The 16217-nt window shown below is 36.8% G+C and carries 8 protein-coding genes; 6 read left to right on the top strand and 2 right to left on the bottom strand.

All coding sequences use genetic code 11. From position 1 onward, the window contains the following. Positions 1 to 49 precede the first annotated feature (49 nt). The 6 genes from Q3Y49_RS12530 to Q3Y49_RS12505 all read left to right on the top strand — a co-directional run bounded on the left by Q3Y49_RS12530 (position 50) and on the right by Q3Y49_RS12505 (position 11396). On the top strand, positions 50 to 2734 hold the full coding sequence (locus tag Q3Y49_RS12530; RefSeq protein ID WP_303268597.1) for a D-alanine--D-alanine ligase family protein: 2685 nt from the start codon (positions 50 to 52) through the stop codon (positions 2732 to 2734). Further along, positions 2731 to 3519, top strand: coding sequence for a PASTA domain-containing protein (locus Q3Y49_RS12525; protein ID WP_303268596.1), 789 nt, complete (start codon positions 2731 to 2733; stop codon positions 3517 to 3519). Before Q3Y49_RS12530 ends, Q3Y49_RS12525 begins: the two co-directional genes overlap by 4 nt. After that, positions 3516 to 5441: a T9SS type A sorting domain-containing protein gene (locus Q3Y49_RS12520; RefSeq protein WP_303268595.1), complete on the top strand. Its 1926-nt coding sequence runs from the start codon at positions 3516 to 3518 to the stop codon at positions 5439 to 5441. Before Q3Y49_RS12525 ends, Q3Y49_RS12520 begins: the two co-directional genes overlap by 4 nt. Before the next feature lie 89 nt (positions 5442 to 5530). Beyond that, on the top strand, positions 5531 to 5935 hold the full coding sequence (locus Q3Y49_RS12515; RefSeq protein ID WP_303268594.1) for a hypothetical protein: 405 nt from the start codon (positions 5531 to 5533) through the stop codon (positions 5933 to 5935). A 47-nt stretch (positions 5936 to 5982) separates the two neighbouring features. Further along, positions 5983 to 10302 carry a CusA/CzcA family heavy metal efflux RND transporter gene (locus tag Q3Y49_RS12510; protein ID WP_303268593.1) on the top strand — a complete coding sequence of 1440 codons (4320 nt, stop codon included), beginning with the start codon at positions 5983 to 5985 and terminating at the stop codon, positions 10300 to 10302. Continuing rightward, a complete protein-coding gene (locus Q3Y49_RS12505) occupies positions 10299 to 11396 on the top strand; it encodes an efflux RND transporter periplasmic adaptor subunit (protein WP_303268592.1) in 1098 nt (365 codons plus the stop codon). The genes Q3Y49_RS12510 and Q3Y49_RS12505 overlap by 4 nt, the downstream gene beginning before the upstream one ends. 183 nt (positions 11397 to 11579) lie before the next feature. Here Q3Y49_RS12505 and rlmF read toward each other — a convergent pair whose 3' ends face one another. Then, a complete protein-coding gene (gene rlmF / locus Q3Y49_RS12500) occupies positions 11580 to 12509 on the bottom strand; it encodes a 23S rRNA (adenine(1618)-N(6))-methyltransferase RlmF (RefSeq protein WP_303268591.1) in 930 nt (309 codons plus the stop codon). A 300-nt stretch (positions 12510 to 12809) separates the two neighbouring features. Beyond that, positions 12810 to 16199, bottom strand: a complete 3390-nt coding sequence (locus tag Q3Y49_RS12495) for a methylmalonyl-CoA mutase family protein (protein WP_303268590.1) — start codon at positions 16197 to 16199, stop codon at positions 12810 to 12812. Positions 16200 to 16217 lie beyond the last annotated feature (18 nt).

The following is a 16217-nucleotide window of genomic DNA, read 5'->3' as shown; positions in this document are numbered from 1 at the left end:
AAATTCTTAATTGATATGTTATTTTTACATTTCAGTAAAACAACATTAAATGAGAATTGGAATTTTTTTTGGAGGTCAATCACGAGAACGAGAAATCTCTTTTGCGGGTGGTAGGACCGTCTATGACAACCTTAACAAATCAGTATTTACTGCCGTTCCTATTTTTATAGATAGCAAAGGTCATTTCATTTTGTTAGATTGGCAGTACATATATAAAGGCACAATCAGAGATTTTTATCCTCCAGTAAATTCTTTACCAAAATCCGAACTCCCGATTCAAATTTATGCTGAATCTTTAAGAAATATTTCAAATGAGCAATGGGATAAGCTTATCTCTGAGGTTGGTCGAAAAATAAATCCATCCGATTTTCATAAATACATAGACTTTGCCTTTCTATCTCTCCATGGGCCCTATGGAGAAGATGGTAATATTCAAGGGATTTTAGAGTGGTATGGTATCCCATTCAGTGGCGCAGGGATTTTGCCTTCCTCAATTGGAATCAGTAAGATTGCTCAAAGGCAATTTCTACAGCAAGCTGGATTCGAAGGGCCTAAAAGTATTATTTTAAACAAAGCAGATTGGGATATTCAACCACATGAAATCATTTTTCAAAAACTGAAAGATGACATTGGCCTTCCATTGGTAATTAAAGCACCTCACCAAGGATCTTCCATTGGCGTCAGTATACTTGATGAAGATAATTTATCACGCTTTGAGAGATTGATTCAAAAAAGCTTCTTTGAGCTAGAAATAACGACTTCAGATTGGGCTCAATATAGCCACGAAGATAAAGTAGGTTTCATAGTTAAATTGGTAGATATTCGAGAAGGAATCGGTCTTCCAGTAATCATAGAAGAAGAAATTATTTACACACCTAACGAACTGCTTCAGTATTTAAACAATAGCATATCATCAAAAAAGGAAAGAATATTACTAAAAGCTATTGATTCTGAAGATTCCTTATTAATTGAATCTTTTATTGAAGGGAAAGAATTTTCTTGCATCGTTATTCAAGATGAGAATGGTCGTCCCATAGCCCTACCTCCAACAGAGATTAGAAAAGGAAAAGATGTTTTTGACTATCGATCCAAATATTTACCCGGTATCAGCAGAAAAATCACTCCTATCAACGCTCCTCAAGATATTATAGAGAAAATCAGAACGAAATGCTCAGACTTATTTAAAGCACTACAAATAGATGTATATGCAAGAATAGATGGCTTCATTACGGATTCAGGAAAGGTGTTTTTAAACGATCCTAATACTACTTCAGGCATGCTTCCTTCTTCATTTTTCTTTCATCAGGCTGCAGAAATCGGACTCAACCCCTCTCAGTTTTTAAGTTATATAATAAGGACTTCATTACAGGCGAGATTAAAGACCGGAAAGCATCATTTTGAACTTCAAAAAATGATTAAACAGTTAGACAAAGCTCTGGAAGGATTGAAAAATGAAGCACAAAAGAAAATCAATGTAGGGGTTATTATGGGTGGCTTTTCTACTGAAAGACATATATCAGTAGAAAGTGGTCGAAATATATATGAAAAACTTTCCTCTTCAGAAAAATATTTACCGATCCCAATATTCCTAAGTGGAAATGAAGATCAGCATGAACTTTATGTGTTGCCAATAAATATAATGTTGAAAGACAATGCGGATGACATAAAGGATAAAATTAAAGATTATCATATTCATCCCATTATTGCCCAAATCAAATTTGAAAGTAATGAAGTCACTGAAAAATATGTAGCTTCAAGCGTAACGGAATTCCAAAAAATATCATATCAAGATTTACCAGAATTGATAGACGTGGCTTTCATAGCTTTACATGGAAGACCGGGAGAAGATGGTGCGGTACAAGCTAAATTAGAGAAATTAAACATCCCATATAATGGATCTGATGTAGAAAGCTCAAAAATTACGATCAACAAATACGACACCAATGAAATCTTGAGGAATGCTGGGATATTAGTTGCTGACCATCGTTTGGTTTATGAAGAAAAATGGCACAGCAATCACACGACTGAAATTGAGGCCATAGAAAAGCAGCTTAGGTATCCATTAATTGCTAAACCAGCAGATGATGGTTGTAGTTCAGCAGTTAAGAAAATAAAAAATAGAACTGAATTAGAAGCTTTTGCAGGCATGATGTTCAGACCAAAGGCTGATTTTATTGAAGACCTAGCTAATATCTTAAAATTAAAGAAGAACGAAGAGTTTCCACAAAAGAATTTCTTTCTACTTGAAGAACTTATTGAAAAGAAAGACGCTAAATATTTCCTGGAAATCACTGGAGGACTATTAACGCATTTTCAACAAGATGGAAGTATAGAATATGAAATATTTGAGCCGTCAGAAGCGTTAGCAGGTGGTGAAGTCTTAAGTTTAGAAGAAAAATTCTTGGCTGGTGAAGGGCAAAACATAACACCAGCGAGATATACTCCAGAGCATGAACATTACAAAATAGTAGCTGAGCAAGTAAAAAATACATTAAAGAAAACAGCAGAGGTACTTAATATCACAGGTTATGCGCGTATTGATGCTTTTGTAAGAGTTTATGAGGATTTAAGTGCAGAAACTATTATTATTGAAGTTAACTCGTTGCCGGGCATGACTCCGGCAACTTGTATTTTTCATCAAACAGCAATCAATGGCTACAAGCCCTATGATTTTATTGATAAAATACTGTCTTTTGGAACTGAAAAAATGAAAAAACAAACAATAGCAAAATGAAGCTAAAAGCTAATTCTTTAAAAGATCTATTTCTGCACCTGGGCCTGATCGTGGGCATAGGTTTTGTCATCATATTAACTTTTTTCTATATCTATTTACCTGTTACTACTCATCATGGTGAAAGTATTACCGTGCCTAAACTTGAAGGAGTTCATTTGGATGAATTAGATGAATTTTTACTAGAAAGGGATTTAAGATTTGAAGTCACAGCAGATTCAGGCTTTTCAACGGAATATCCACCTTTGACCGTATTAAGTCAAAATCCTAAAGAAGGAAAGAAGGTGAAAGAAAATAGAAAGATTTACGTTTCTCTGAATGCGACTAGTCCACCAAATGTGAAAATGCCGAAATTAGTTGATGGCTCTTTGAAAAATGCTCAAATGGTATTGGAAAGCTATGGCCTTTTGTTAGGTAAAATCACTTATGAACCGCACGAATTTCAAAATGCAGTTTTAAAACAAAAGGTAGATGGAGAAGAAATTGCAGCCGGTGCAGATATTCCTAAAGGCTCAACAATAGATTTGGTAATTGGTAATGGTAACGGAAGGCCATTCTCTATGCCCGAGTTGGTTGGGAATAATAAAGAGGACGCTGAATTTATCATTATTGGAAGCGGATTGCAGTTAGGTAAAGTAAGAACGAGAGAGGATGATGAAAAAGCAGGGGGAATAGTCCTCCAACAATATCCAGAATCAGGGACTTCAGTTAGGACTGGAAATACTGTTGATATTTGGGTAGTTGCTCCCAAAAACAAAGACGAAATATTGACACCTGATGAGATATGAAACTCAACTGGCTGCAAAATTTTTATATCATTGGTCTTGTTTTCTTTTCATTCATGAGTGCAAATGCTCAAATAAGCGAAAAGGCAGTTCCTCATTATGAAAGTCAAAACACCCCTTCTCTAGAGCAAAGAATAATTGAAATAGATACTATTTCCTTGCCGTTCTGGGATGATTTTTCAAATCATAGTAGTTTTCCTGATAGTAGCCTTTGGATAAATAGTCAAAATGTATTTGTAAATAGCGGCTATACCTACTTGCCCCCTTCCAATAAGGTGGCAAGTTTGGACGGTTTTGATGGCCAAGGGTTGGCCTACAATACTGATGCTGGAGACAATGGTGTAGGTGATAGCCTTGTATCTCAACCTATTGATCTCTCAAATTTCACCCTAAATTCAAACGTTAACCTAAGCTTTTTCTGGCAAGAAGGATTTGGGGGATTTGCACCCGACAACCAAGACTCCCTGAAGTTAAGCTTTAAGAATAGTGAAGGAAAATGGATTCAAGTACATGGATTTAGCGGCAATGCAAGAATTGAACCTTCATTATTCTCTCAACATTTTGAAAGAGTAAATGATAGTAGTTTTTTTCATTCTGGTTTTCAATTCAAGTTTGAAGTCTCAGGCAACTTGGCTGGTGACTTTGATGTTTGGAATTTAGATTACATTTATTTAAATGAGGGAAATACACCCGTTAATACTCAGGATAATGCCTACGATTCTTACGAAGACCGAACCTTCTCACGAAAAGCAAGTACTCCTTTTAAGGATTATAACGCCATACCACTCCATCATTTAGAAGCTGAATGGTTGGATGAAAACCTTCAAACTTCAGAATTCATTTACAACAACCTTTGGGCTGGAAACGCGAACAATTTTTCTTTTGGGACAGAGTTTTTCAGTGTAGTATTCGACACTTTAAAGCCTAATGTAATAATCGATTCCTTGGATGTGAATGGAGTATTTTTAACTGATTTACAAGATACCGCAAGATTCACTTTTCAAGCACGAAATAAAACTGACTTTATCAATTATTTATTGACAGAAAAAGAAACTGAGGATTCAGTCTATCTAAATTTCCAATTTAATTTAGGAACAAATGACAGTCTCTTTTTTGAAACCATAGACGGTGTTGCCAGATACTATCCAGACCTTAGTTTTAGGCAGAATGATACCATCTCAACCATTATCCCTCTCCATGACTATTACGCCTATGATGACGGAACTGCAGAGTCTAGAGTTCAGTTGAATTCAAGGAATTTTTTACTAGCTCAAGGGTATGAAATGATCGGAGAGCAAATACTGACAGGAATTGACATTTATACACCCAATATAGCTCAAAATGCATCTACACAAAATATCACACTATTAGTTTGGAACAATCTTAGCACTAGTACAGACGATATTTTACGGGCTCAAAATGTCCTTCTAAACCAAAGTACTGCAATCAATCAGTTTCAACGATTTGAATTTGATAGACCGGTCATGTTAAGAGGAGATTTTTACATTGGGTACAGAGAAGAAAATGACGATCCACTTTCAATCGGTTTTGATAAAAATACGAATAGTGCTAATAATCTTTTTTATAATCGAAGCGGCTCGTGGGAACCCAATACTGTTTTACAAGGTAGTGTGATGATTAGGCCGGTTTTCAATAAATCAAGAATTACAGTGTCAAATAAGAAACCATTAGATAATGAATGGAATATTAAGGTCTACCCAAATCCAAATAGAGGTAAATTAAAATTTACTGACAGCTGGGATGAGATTAAAATCTATGATCTACAAGGTCGTCTACAATTCCAATCTAACAATTTCAATCAGAAAGGTGAGTTAGATATCAGTGCACTATCCGATAATTTGTACTTGGTCCAAATTAGAAAAGGAAATATGATGTCGACTTTAAAACTTTTTTTGGACAAATGAGTACATAAAGTGAAGAGTGAAAGTTTATTTAGACAACGAACCGCATGAAGAATTGCTAAGTTTGTCTAATTCTTTTACACCTTTTAAAAATGAAAAAGTTTGTTAGCATATCGCTCATTAGTATTGCAGTAAGTATTTTACTGTTGCACAGCTTTGTACCACATCACCACAGCAGTGAAAAATTTGATATTCAAGAAATTATAGAAAAGGAACCGATTCAGTCTCCACTAGATTTATTAAAAGTCGGTTTTCATATTAATTTAGGTGCTAATCATCTCGATAATTATCAAAACAACAATTCAGCATCAGCTAAACACGCTAATCAAAGAAGCCTGAGTAGTAATGATATATTGTTCTTCATTCCTGCAATTACTGATTTTGATTTCTCACAAGTTGGAAATGATATATTAACACAAGTTCAGGTTGACGATGAAGTTATTCAAACTTTATTCAACAGTAGCTTCTCTTACCGCGGTCCCCCTTCCCTTATTTAAGAATTCGTTTACATTTATTTTATTCTTAAATAATCAAATAACATTTCATGTTTCAAAAAATTATTTCTTTCTCCATAAAGAACAAATTGATAGTGTTCTTTGGAGTAATCGCTTTAATTGGTGGCGGTATATATTCCATGAGTCAGCTGTCCGTTAATGCTGTTCCAGACATCACCAATAATCAAGTACAGGTAGTTACAGTAAGTCCATCATTATCAGCACAGGAGGTGGAGCAATTTATCACCTACCCCATTGAAATATCAATGGCAAATATCCCAATGGTTGAGGAGATTCGCTCTATTTCAAAATATGGGCTCTCTGTTGTTACCATTGTTTTTGAAGAAAGCGTACCCATTTTGGATACGCGGCAATATGTGCAAGAGCAAATCAATATTGTTGGCGGTGAAATCCCAGCGAAGTTAGGAGCTCCCGAACTTATGCCGATCACGACAGGCTTAGGTGAAATTTATCAATACACCTTAGAAGTAGATGAAGCTCATAAAGGAGAATACTCTGCTATGGAGCTTCGTACTATTCAGGATTGGATAGTGAAACGACAACTCTCAGGAATTAAAGGAATTGTAGAAGTAAGTTCCTTTGGAGGTTTTCTTAAGCAATATGAAGTGGCGGTCAATCCTACCTTAATGGCTCAACATCAAGTGACTTTTCAGGAGGTGACTATTGCGTTGCAAGCTAACAATGAAAACTCAGGAGGCAGCTACATTGAAAAAAATCAGAATGCCTACTATGTGAGAACCGAAGGTATGATGATAGATTTAGAAGATATCCGCAATACATTGGTCAAAGCTGATTCGAAATCGCCAGTTCTAGTAAAAGACATTGCAACGGTACAATTTGGCAATGCCAAACGCTTTGGTGCCATGACGAAAGATGGACAAGGAGAAGCAGTTGGCGGCATTACACTCATGTTAAAAGGAGCAAATTCATCCCAAACATTAGATCTTGTAAATCAGCGAGTAGAAGAAGTACAGAAATCATTACCAGAGGGGGTTCAAATCAAACCCTATCTAGACCGCTCTGATTTAGTGGGCAGAGCAATCAATACCGTAAAAACCAATTTATTGGAAGGTGGGGTCATTGTAATTTTAGTACTTATTCTCCTTTTAGGAAACTTCAGAGCAGGTTTGATTGTAGCTTCCATTATTCCACTATCCTTGCTATTTGCTTTCATCATGATGAACATTTTTGATGTGTCTGCTAATCTGATGTCATTGGGAGCCATCGATTTCGGAATAGTGGTAGATGGAGCGGTGATTATTGTAGAAAGTATTCTCCATATTCTCTTCACTGTCCATATTGGCAAGCAACTGAGTCAATCGGAAATAGATGATATTGTAATCGATGCTTCTCAAAAAATCTATAAATCTGCTGCCTTTGGTGTTTTAATTATCTTGGTTGTTTTCTTACCCATTTTATCCTTAACAGGAATCGAAGGGAAAACTTTTAGACCTATGGCACAAACCGTCAGTTTTGCCATTTTAGGTGCCATGATTCTTTCTATGACCTACGTACCCATGATGACGGCTTTATTCTTAAAGAAGAATATTAAGGAAAAAGTCACTTTTGCAGATAAGGTGATGAACAAATTCAAAGCTGCCTATAAACCTGTTTTGAATTCATCATTGAAAAACCCTAAAGTAACGATTTCACTTTCAGTGGTTTTATTGGCAATTGCCTTATTTATCTTCAGCAGAATGGGGTCTGAATTTATTCCACAATTGGAAGAAGGCGATTTGGCCATGCAAATGACATTACCTCCCGGTTCTTCATTGGAACAAAGTATTGCAACAAGTACGAAAGCTGAAAAGATTTTATTAGATAATTTCCCTGAAGTCAAGTCAGTGGTTTCTAAAATAGGTACTGCTGAAGTACCGACAGATCCTATGTCGATTGAATTGGCTGATATTATGATTATCCTCAAACCAAAAGATGAATGGACGACTGCGGATGATCGCTTTGATTTGATTGAAAAAATGGAAGAAAAATTAGCTGTCATTCCTACTGCTATTTTTGAATTTACTCAGCCCATTCAATTAAGGTTCAATGAATTAATTACAGGTGCGAAATCCGATATAGCCGTGAAAATATACGGTGAAGATTTGGCTAAACTGGCAGATTATGGTCAACAGGCATCTGATATTATAAAAGAAGTACCTGGAGCTGCGGATGTAAAAGTAGAGCAAACGGAAGGATTAGCACAATGGGTAATCAGCTACAATAGAAAAAAAGCAGTTCAATATGGTGTTTCCATTGAAGAATTGAACAGCATCATAAGAGCTGCATATGCAGGTGAAAATGCAGGATTCATATTTGAAGGAGAGAGGAAATTTGAATTGGTAGTTAGATTAAAGGAATCATTCAGAAATTCAATCAATTTGGATAAGCTGACTATTAAAAGTCAAAACGGTCAACTTGTCCCTTTATCAGAAGTAGCTAATTGGAAATATCAAGAAGGCCCATTGCAAATTTCCCGAGATGACACCCGTAGAAGAGTGGTGGTGGGCACTAACGTCAGAGATCGTGATATTGCGGGACTTGTGAAAGAAATAGAATCCAATTTGGATAGTAAATTGAAAATGGATCCCGGCTATTCAATAAAATATGGAGGGCAGTTCGAGACGCTAGAAAAAGCCAGCAAAAGGTTAGCTATTGCTGTTCCTGTTGCACTTCTACTTATTTTCATCTTACTCTATTTCGCATTTGGGAAAGTAAAATATGCCTTGCTAATCTATTCTGCGGTTCCTCTGTCCGCGATTGGTGGTGTATTGGCCTTATGGCTACGAGACATGCCTTTTAGTATTTCAGCTGGGGTGGGATTTATTGCACTTTTTGGTGTAGCCGTATTGAATGGAATCGTTTTAATCAGTCATTTGAATGATTTAAAAGAAGAAAAGGATATGGATTTATTACAGCTGATTAAGCTTGGAAGTACCGACCGATTAAGACCGGTATTAATGACCGCCTTGGTTGCTTCCTTAGGATTTCTCCCAATGGCACTTTCTACTTCAAGTGGAGCTGAAGTACAGAAACCTTTGGCTTCTGTGGTGATTGGAGGTTTAATTACTGCTACCTTTCTAACCTTGGTGGTTTTGCCGTCTCTATATTATTTGATGAATAAAAATAAAGGTAAATCAGGTTCCAAAGTAGCTACTATGCTGGTATTGATACTGTTTAGCTTTTTCGGCTTTCATCAAAATGCAAAGGCTCAAGATCAAAATCATGAGCCTAAAACATTAAAGATGATGATTCAAAACGCAATGGAACAAAACCCGCAAATTCAAAATGAAAAATTGAGAATTGAACAAGCAGAAACATTTAAAGCACAAGCTTTTCAGATCCCATCAACTAATATCAATTATCAAAGAGGGCAAATAGATGGGCCTGAAATAGACTATAGTTGGAATATCCAACAATCCCTAGGAAATATTCCTGCTAATTTCAGAAGGCAAAAGATGGCAACTGCACAAATTGATTTGGCACAGCAAGAATATCATTTAGCTAAAAAAGAAATGTCTAGTGAAATTCGAAAAGCATGGAACGAATGGGTCTTTAGCTTAAAGCAAGTAGATTTTCTGACAGCGCAAGCAGAACTTCTAAAGAAAAGTATGAGCCAAGCTGAAGAAATGGTCGAGAAAGGAGAAAGCGGAAAACTGGAAACTTTAAGTCTATCAGGACAATTAATGACTATTGAAAATGAATTAATCAAAAGCCGGAAAATGCTAAATGATAATATTCATACACTTAAGCAATTATGCTTTTGCGATCAATTACCTGATTCTGCCTCGGGCTACAGTCGTTACGATTGGACTTCTTCATTAGATTCTTTGACTTTAGACCCTGCTTTTACCCAAAGAAACGCGCAACAACTTTTAGCTGCAGAGAACAATATCAAAGTGGGTAAAGCTCAGTATTTTCCCAATGCTTATATTGCTTATGTGAACCAAAGTTTACAAAATGTAACAGGTTATCAGAGCGTGCAAGTAGGCATTAGCATCCCCATAGTTTACAATGGAGTAAAAGGAAAGATTAAGGAATTGAAAATCGAAAAAGACATTCAAGAATCCACTTTGGATTGGGAAAATAATGAAAGGAACCAAAGGTTAATAAGCGCTAAGAAGGACTATGAAAATTATACTGCGCTCATTGACAAAAGCGCTTCCATGATGGAGGAACTGGATGAATTAGAATCATCCTCGGCTGATGCACTCCAAATTGGGGAACTGAATTTTTATGAATTTGTGCAGAATTTAACAGCACTTTATAATATTCAAAAAACCAACCTAGAACTTCAAAAAGAAATTGCCAATATTTCAATTGAATTACAATATTTAACAGAAAGAAAATGAAAATAATCAATATATTAATCATATCATCCTTACTAGCTTTTGGGGCTTGTAGCGGATCAGAAGAAACTGTTGCTGATGGGCAACAAGACACTAAAAATGAAATTTCCCTATCTGAAAGCCAGATAAAGAACACCAATCTAAAGGTAGCAAAATTAGAAAAAGCTCCATTGGACAAAAAAATAACGACATTTGGCGCTTTAGCTGTTGCACCGGAAGATATTGCAGAATTACATCTAGTGCATCGAGCTTTTATAGAAGGTACTAAAATTTTACCTGGTGAGGCCGTTCAGAAAGGTCAGGTCTTGGCCAGCTTTTCACATCCCGACATACTTACATTACAAAGCAATTATTTAGCAGCTGTTAATAACCTAAAGCAATTGGAGGCCGATTATCAAAGGAAAAAAACCTTGGTAGAAGATCAATCTATCTCACTCAAAAGTTTTCAGGCAGCTGAAGCTAAATATTTTGAAGAAAAAGTCAACATCGATGCTAAAAAGAGCATGCTTCAAAAATTAGGGATTAATATAGCCAACTTACAAAAAGGAAATTTGCAGAATGTTTTACGCTTGAGAGCACCCTTTAATGGCGTGATTACGGAAGTGAATATTAGTAATGGAATGATGGTTGAACCAAAAGAGAGTCTTTTTGAGCTGATCAATTTGGATGAAATGCATTTGGAATTCAATATTTTCCCGAAAGATGTAGATCAACTGAAAGAAGGACAAAGAGTGACGTTTAAGCTCCCAGAGGGAAATAAATGGTATGAAAGTTCCTTGCATTTCATTAATAAAAAGGTCAACGACAATAGTGTTTTAGCACATGCTGATTTGCCTGAAGCAGTAAATCTTCCATTAGGTGCGCAACTTGAAGTAGAGGTTCACATTACAACAGATAGTCTGATACTGATACCAAAAAAAGGAATCCTGCGAAAGGGGAAGGAAACCTATATTTTTGTTGAAACTTCTCAGGGAAGCTTTCAAAAAAAGCAAGTGCAGGTAGCAAATGAAAATGAAGAATTTATAGGAATTGATCCAAAAGATTTAGATCAAAGTAAAAAGTATGTGGTTGAAGGCGCGTATTATTTAAACCAATAAATGAGTAGACAAAAACTATAATGATTTGAGGCACTAGAACGCCAATATTAAAGCTCTTAAGCCTCAAATCTTGTTTTTTATACGAAGACAACATCCCAAAGCAATTAAAAAGCAGCGCTAAATTTTTAAAAAATAGGTTTTAGTTTCAACGAAGCGAAGGTTTAAGATGCTTGGCCAAAGAACCTAGCTTCTAGTTCTCATAGGAGATAAAAAGGTCCAAGCCACTATCCTACTCGTTTTATTTCCATGGCTCATTTCAATCGTTTCAATCTCCTTGGCACCAGCTTGTTTGATGGCTTCATAAATACGTTTCAGATTTGAAGATTTTGAGACTAAGGTGGTAAACCAACGAACAGAATGAGAATGGTATTTACTTTGAACAGCCATATTCGTAATAAACTTTAATTCTCCTCCTTCAGTCCACAACTCATTACTCTTACCCCCAAAATTTAAAGTGGGCTTCTCCCCTTTTCTATATTTTTTGAGGTTTTTCAGCTTTCTGGTGGTTCCTTTTTCAGCTTCTTCAGCTGAGCTATGAAAAGGCGGATTGCAAATACTCACATCATAGTATTCATGCTTTTTGACAATGCCTTTAAATATATCTGAAGATTTGTACTGCTTCCTAATTTCGACTTTCCCTTCCAGCTTAGGATTCTCAGCAATGATTTTTTCTGCTGAAGCAGCCGCTTTGGGATCAATTTCTGAAGCCACAAAATTCCAACCAAATTGCTGTGAACCCAAAATCGGATAAATACAACTGGCTCCTGTTCCGATATCAAGGCATCGTATTAAATTGCCCTTTACCTCAACTCCTTTCCTTTTTTTAGTGAGGAATTCATCTATATGAAATAGGTAATCTGCTCTTCCCGGAATAGGTGGACATAAATATCCATCTGGAATATCCCAATATTTCAAGTCATAATGCTGGAGCAACAAAGCTTTATTCAAAGCCATCACTGCCTTAGGGTCAGCAAAATCAATCGTTTGACTATCATATTGATTGGTGAAAGTAAAAGCTTCTAATTCCGGAAGCGTCTTGGCTAAACTTTCCAGATCATATCTTTTATTAAATGGATTATTTGGGTGTAGGCTGGGCTTTTGTGGAGTGGGCATTTGTGATCTTTAATGAATTTATGACAAAGATAGGCTTAATTAATGGAGGATCTACTTAAAAGCCTTTTTGAATATCTACATGCAAATCTTTTGTTCTGCTTAGTAAAATGCTGGAGGCATATAGTATTCAACACTCGTGTGACACGAGCGCTAGCAAAGGGAAACTTCGTTTCAAAAAGACAAGTTTCCCTTCCTTAATGGAATGACTCCCCGATGAAGTTTTGTTTTCAAAAAAAAGCACGACTCTCACCGTGCTTTTCTTTTATCTATAATCTAGGTTCTAGACTCTAATATCTAAACCTACATATTGCGTCTATACTGCCCACCAACTTCAAACATCGCATTCGTAATCTGACCTAAAGAACAGAATTTAGTGGCTTCCATCAGTTCAGCAAAAAGGTTTTCGTTTTTGATGGCTGCATCTTGCAATCTATCCAGACTCTCTTTGGCTTCTTTCTCAAATCGGTCATTTAATAACTCCAATGTCTCAATTTGATACTCTTTCTCTTCCTTGGTCGCTCTGATTACTTCACCAGGCGTTACGGTAGGCGAACCTTTAGAATTCAAGAAAGTATTTACGCCAATGATAGGGAATTCACCCGTATGCTTCAGCATTTCATAATGTAAGCTTTCTTCCTGGATCTTGCCTCGCTGATACATGGTTTCCATGGCGCCTAAAACGCCTCCTCTTTCTGTAATTCTATCAAATTCAGTCAAAACCGCTTCTTCCACAAGATCAGTCAACTCTTCAATGATGAAAGACCCTTGAATTGGATTTTCGTTCTTCGCTAAACCTAACTCCTTATTGATGATCAACTGAATCGCCATTGCTCTTCTTACTGAGTTTTCAGTTGGTGTAGTAATCGCTTCATCATAAGCATTGGTATGCAGAGAGTTACAGTTATCGTATATCGCATAAAGCGCCTGTAAAGTCGTTCTGATATCATTGAAATCAATCTCTTGGGCGTGCAGCGATCTACCTGAAGTCTGGATGTGGTATTTCAACATCTGTGCTCTGGAATTTGCTCCATATTTCTGCTTTAAGGCTTTTGACCAGATTCTTCTGGCTACTCTACCGATCACTGCATATTCAGGATCAATACCATTTGAGAAGAAGAAAGATAAGTTTGGACCAAATTTATTGATATCCATTCCTCTGCTCAAGTAGTATTCTACATAAGTAAACCCATTCGCCAAAGTAAAGGCTAACTGTGTAATCGGGTTCGCTCCTGCTTCTGCAATGTGATATCCTGATATCGATACCGAATAGAAATTTCTAACCTGATTTTCAATAAAATATTCCTGCACATCTCCCATCAATCGCAAAGCAAATTCGGTCGAGAAGATACAGGTATTTTGCGCCTGATCTTCTTTCAAGATATCAGCTTGAACGGTACCACGAACTACCGCCATGGTATCTTTCTTAATCTTTTCGTAAGTGTCTCTAGGTAAAACTTGGTCACCGGTTACACCTAGCAACATCAAACCTAAGCCATTATGGCCTTCTGGAATTTCTCCTCTATACTGAGGCTGAGTAGATCCCTTTTCTTTAAAAATCTTGTCGATTTTTTTCTTTACTTCGGCTTCCATGCCATTTTCTTTGATGTATTTTTCACATTGCTGATCGACAGCAGCATTCATGAAAAATCCAAGCAACATAGGTGCCGGGCCATTGATGGTCATCGACACAGAAGTCATGGCATGCGCCAGATCGAAACCAGAGTATAATTTCTTGGCATCATCCAAACAGCAAATACTAACCCCTGAATTCCCGATTTTCCCATAGATATCTGGTCTGTAATCCGGATCATTTCCGTAAAGCGTTACCGAGTCAAAGGCAGTAGATAAACGCTTAGCGGGCATATCCATACTTACATAATGGAAACGCTTATTGGTACGCTCCGGTCCACCTTCGCCAGCAAACATTCTCGTAGGATCCTCCCCTTCTCTTTTGAAAGGGTAAATTCCTGCGGTATACGGAAATTCGCCAGGTACATTTTCCTGTAAATTCCATCTTAATAAATCTCCCCAGCTTTTATATTTTGGTAGAGATACTTTTGGAATTAGAGAATGAGATAATGACTCTGTATGCGTATCTATATTAATTTCTTTATCTCTCACTTTGAAAGTATAAACCGGGTCTTTGTAAGTTTGTACTTTAGCTGCCCATTCTTCAATCAAGAGCTTATTCTTCGGATCAAAATTCAACTCTTCTTTGGCATAGGCCTCTTCGAGTCCTTTGATTAAACGGTCTTTATCTTCTATATCCGAATCTTGTAAAGTCTCTATAGATTTACGATATCCATATAATTTGTCCGCAACTGCTGCTTGCTCTTCTACCCACTCATCGTAACCTCTGTTATTTTCTGAAATCTCAGATAAGTAACGCGTTCTTTTTGGTGGAATAATGAATACCTTTTCAGACATTTCATCCGTGATTTCAAAAGTAGATTTCAAATCAGCACCTGATTTTTCGGTTACTTTGGCCATCAATTCCTTATAAAGTGAATTCATTCCTGGATCGTTGAATTGAGAAGCAATGGTGCCATAAACCGGCATATCGTCTGGTTTCGATTCCCACAATCCATGGTTACGCTGATACTGCTTTTTAACATCTCTCAATGCATCCAAAGCTCCTCTTTTATCAAACTTATTAAGGGCAATAACGTCGGCAAAATCCAACATATCAATTTTCTCCAGCTGAGTGGCAGCACCGTATTCTGGAGTCATCACATAAAGTGAAGCATCAGAATAATCCAAGATCTGCGTATCCGACTGGCCAATTCCTGAAGTTTCTAAAATGATGAGATCAAAATTAGCTGCCTTCAAGATCGAAACTGCATCTTTCACATATTTAGAAATTGACAAATTACTTTGACGAGTTGCCAATGAACGCATATAAACTCTATCATTGTTTATAGCATTCATCCGGATCCTATCTCCTAAAAGAGCACCACCAGTTTTTCTTTTAGATGGATCTACCGAGATGATTCCTATATTTTTATCTTTAAAATCAATTAAGAATCTTCGTACGAGCTCATCAACCAAAGAAGATTTACCCGCTCCACCTGTACCTGTAATTCCTAAAACCGGTACTGACAAATCTTTTGCTTTCTCTCTTATTTTATCTAATTCAGCATTACTTTCTTCCGGGAAATTTTCTGCTGCCGATATCAGTCTTGCAATCGCTTTTACATCTTTCTTATCTACGCGACCTACTTCACCATTCAAATTCTGGCCAGTAGGATAATCACTTTGCTCCACCAAATCATTGATCATGCCCTGTAATCCCATGGAACGGCCATCATCAGGAGAATAGATTCGAGAAATACCGTAATCATGCAATTCTTTGATTTCTTCTGGTAAGATTACTCCTCCTCCGCCACCGAAGATCTTGATGTGGCTAGAGCCTTTCTCTTTCAATAGATCATACATGTACTTGAAATACTCAGTATGGCCCCCTTGATAGGATGTCATGGCGATGGCTTGTGCATCTTCTTGAATGGCAGTGTTTACCACTTCTTCAACAGCACGGTCGTGACCTAAGTGAATAACCTCACAACCAGTAGATTGGATGATTCTACGCATCACATTGATGGCTGCATCATGCCCATCGAATAGGGAGGCAGCAGTGACAATACGAACGTTATTTTTAGGCTTATAAGGAGCTACAGTTTGATGTGCAGACATATTTTTTAGTCGTTTAAT

This window comes from Marivirga harenae (genome assembly GCF_030534335.1).
GTDB classification, from domain to species: domain Bacteria; phylum Bacteroidota; class Bacteroidia; order Cytophagales; family Cyclobacteriaceae; genus Marivirga; species Marivirga harenae.
This window is presented reverse-complemented; position numbering and strand designations above follow the sequence as displayed.

Excerpts from the sequence above, each read along its gene's own strand:
- Q3Y49_RS12530 (WP_303268597.1), top strand. The coding sequence starts at position 50 with ATGAGAATTGGAATTTTTTTTGGAGGTCAATCACGAGAACGAGAAATC.
- Q3Y49_RS12525 (WP_303268596.1), top strand. The coding sequence starts at position 2,731 with ATGAAGCTAAAAGCTAATTCTTTAAAAGATCTATTTCTGCACCTGGGC.
- Q3Y49_RS12520 (WP_303268595.1), top strand. The coding sequence starts at position 3,516 with ATGAAACTCAACTGGCTGCAAAATTTTTATATCATTGGTCTTGTTTTC.
- Q3Y49_RS12515 (WP_303268594.1), top strand. The coding sequence starts at position 5,531 with ATGAAAAAGTTTGTTAGCATATCGCTCATTAGTATTGCAGTAAGTATT.
- Q3Y49_RS12510 (WP_303268593.1), top strand. The coding sequence starts at position 5,983 with ATGTTTCAAAAAATTATTTCTTTCTCCATAAAGAACAAATTGATAGTG.
- Q3Y49_RS12505 (WP_303268592.1), top strand. The coding sequence starts at position 10,299 with ATGAAAATAATCAATATATTAATCATATCATCCTTACTAGCTTTTGGG.
- rlmF (WP_303268591.1), bottom strand. The coding sequence starts at position 12,509 with ATGCCCACTCCACAAAAGCCCAGCCTACACCCAAATAATCCATTTAAT.
- Q3Y49_RS12495 (WP_303268590.1), bottom strand. The coding sequence starts at position 16,199 with ATGTCTGCACATCAAACTGTAGCTCCTTATAAGCCTAAAAATAACGTT.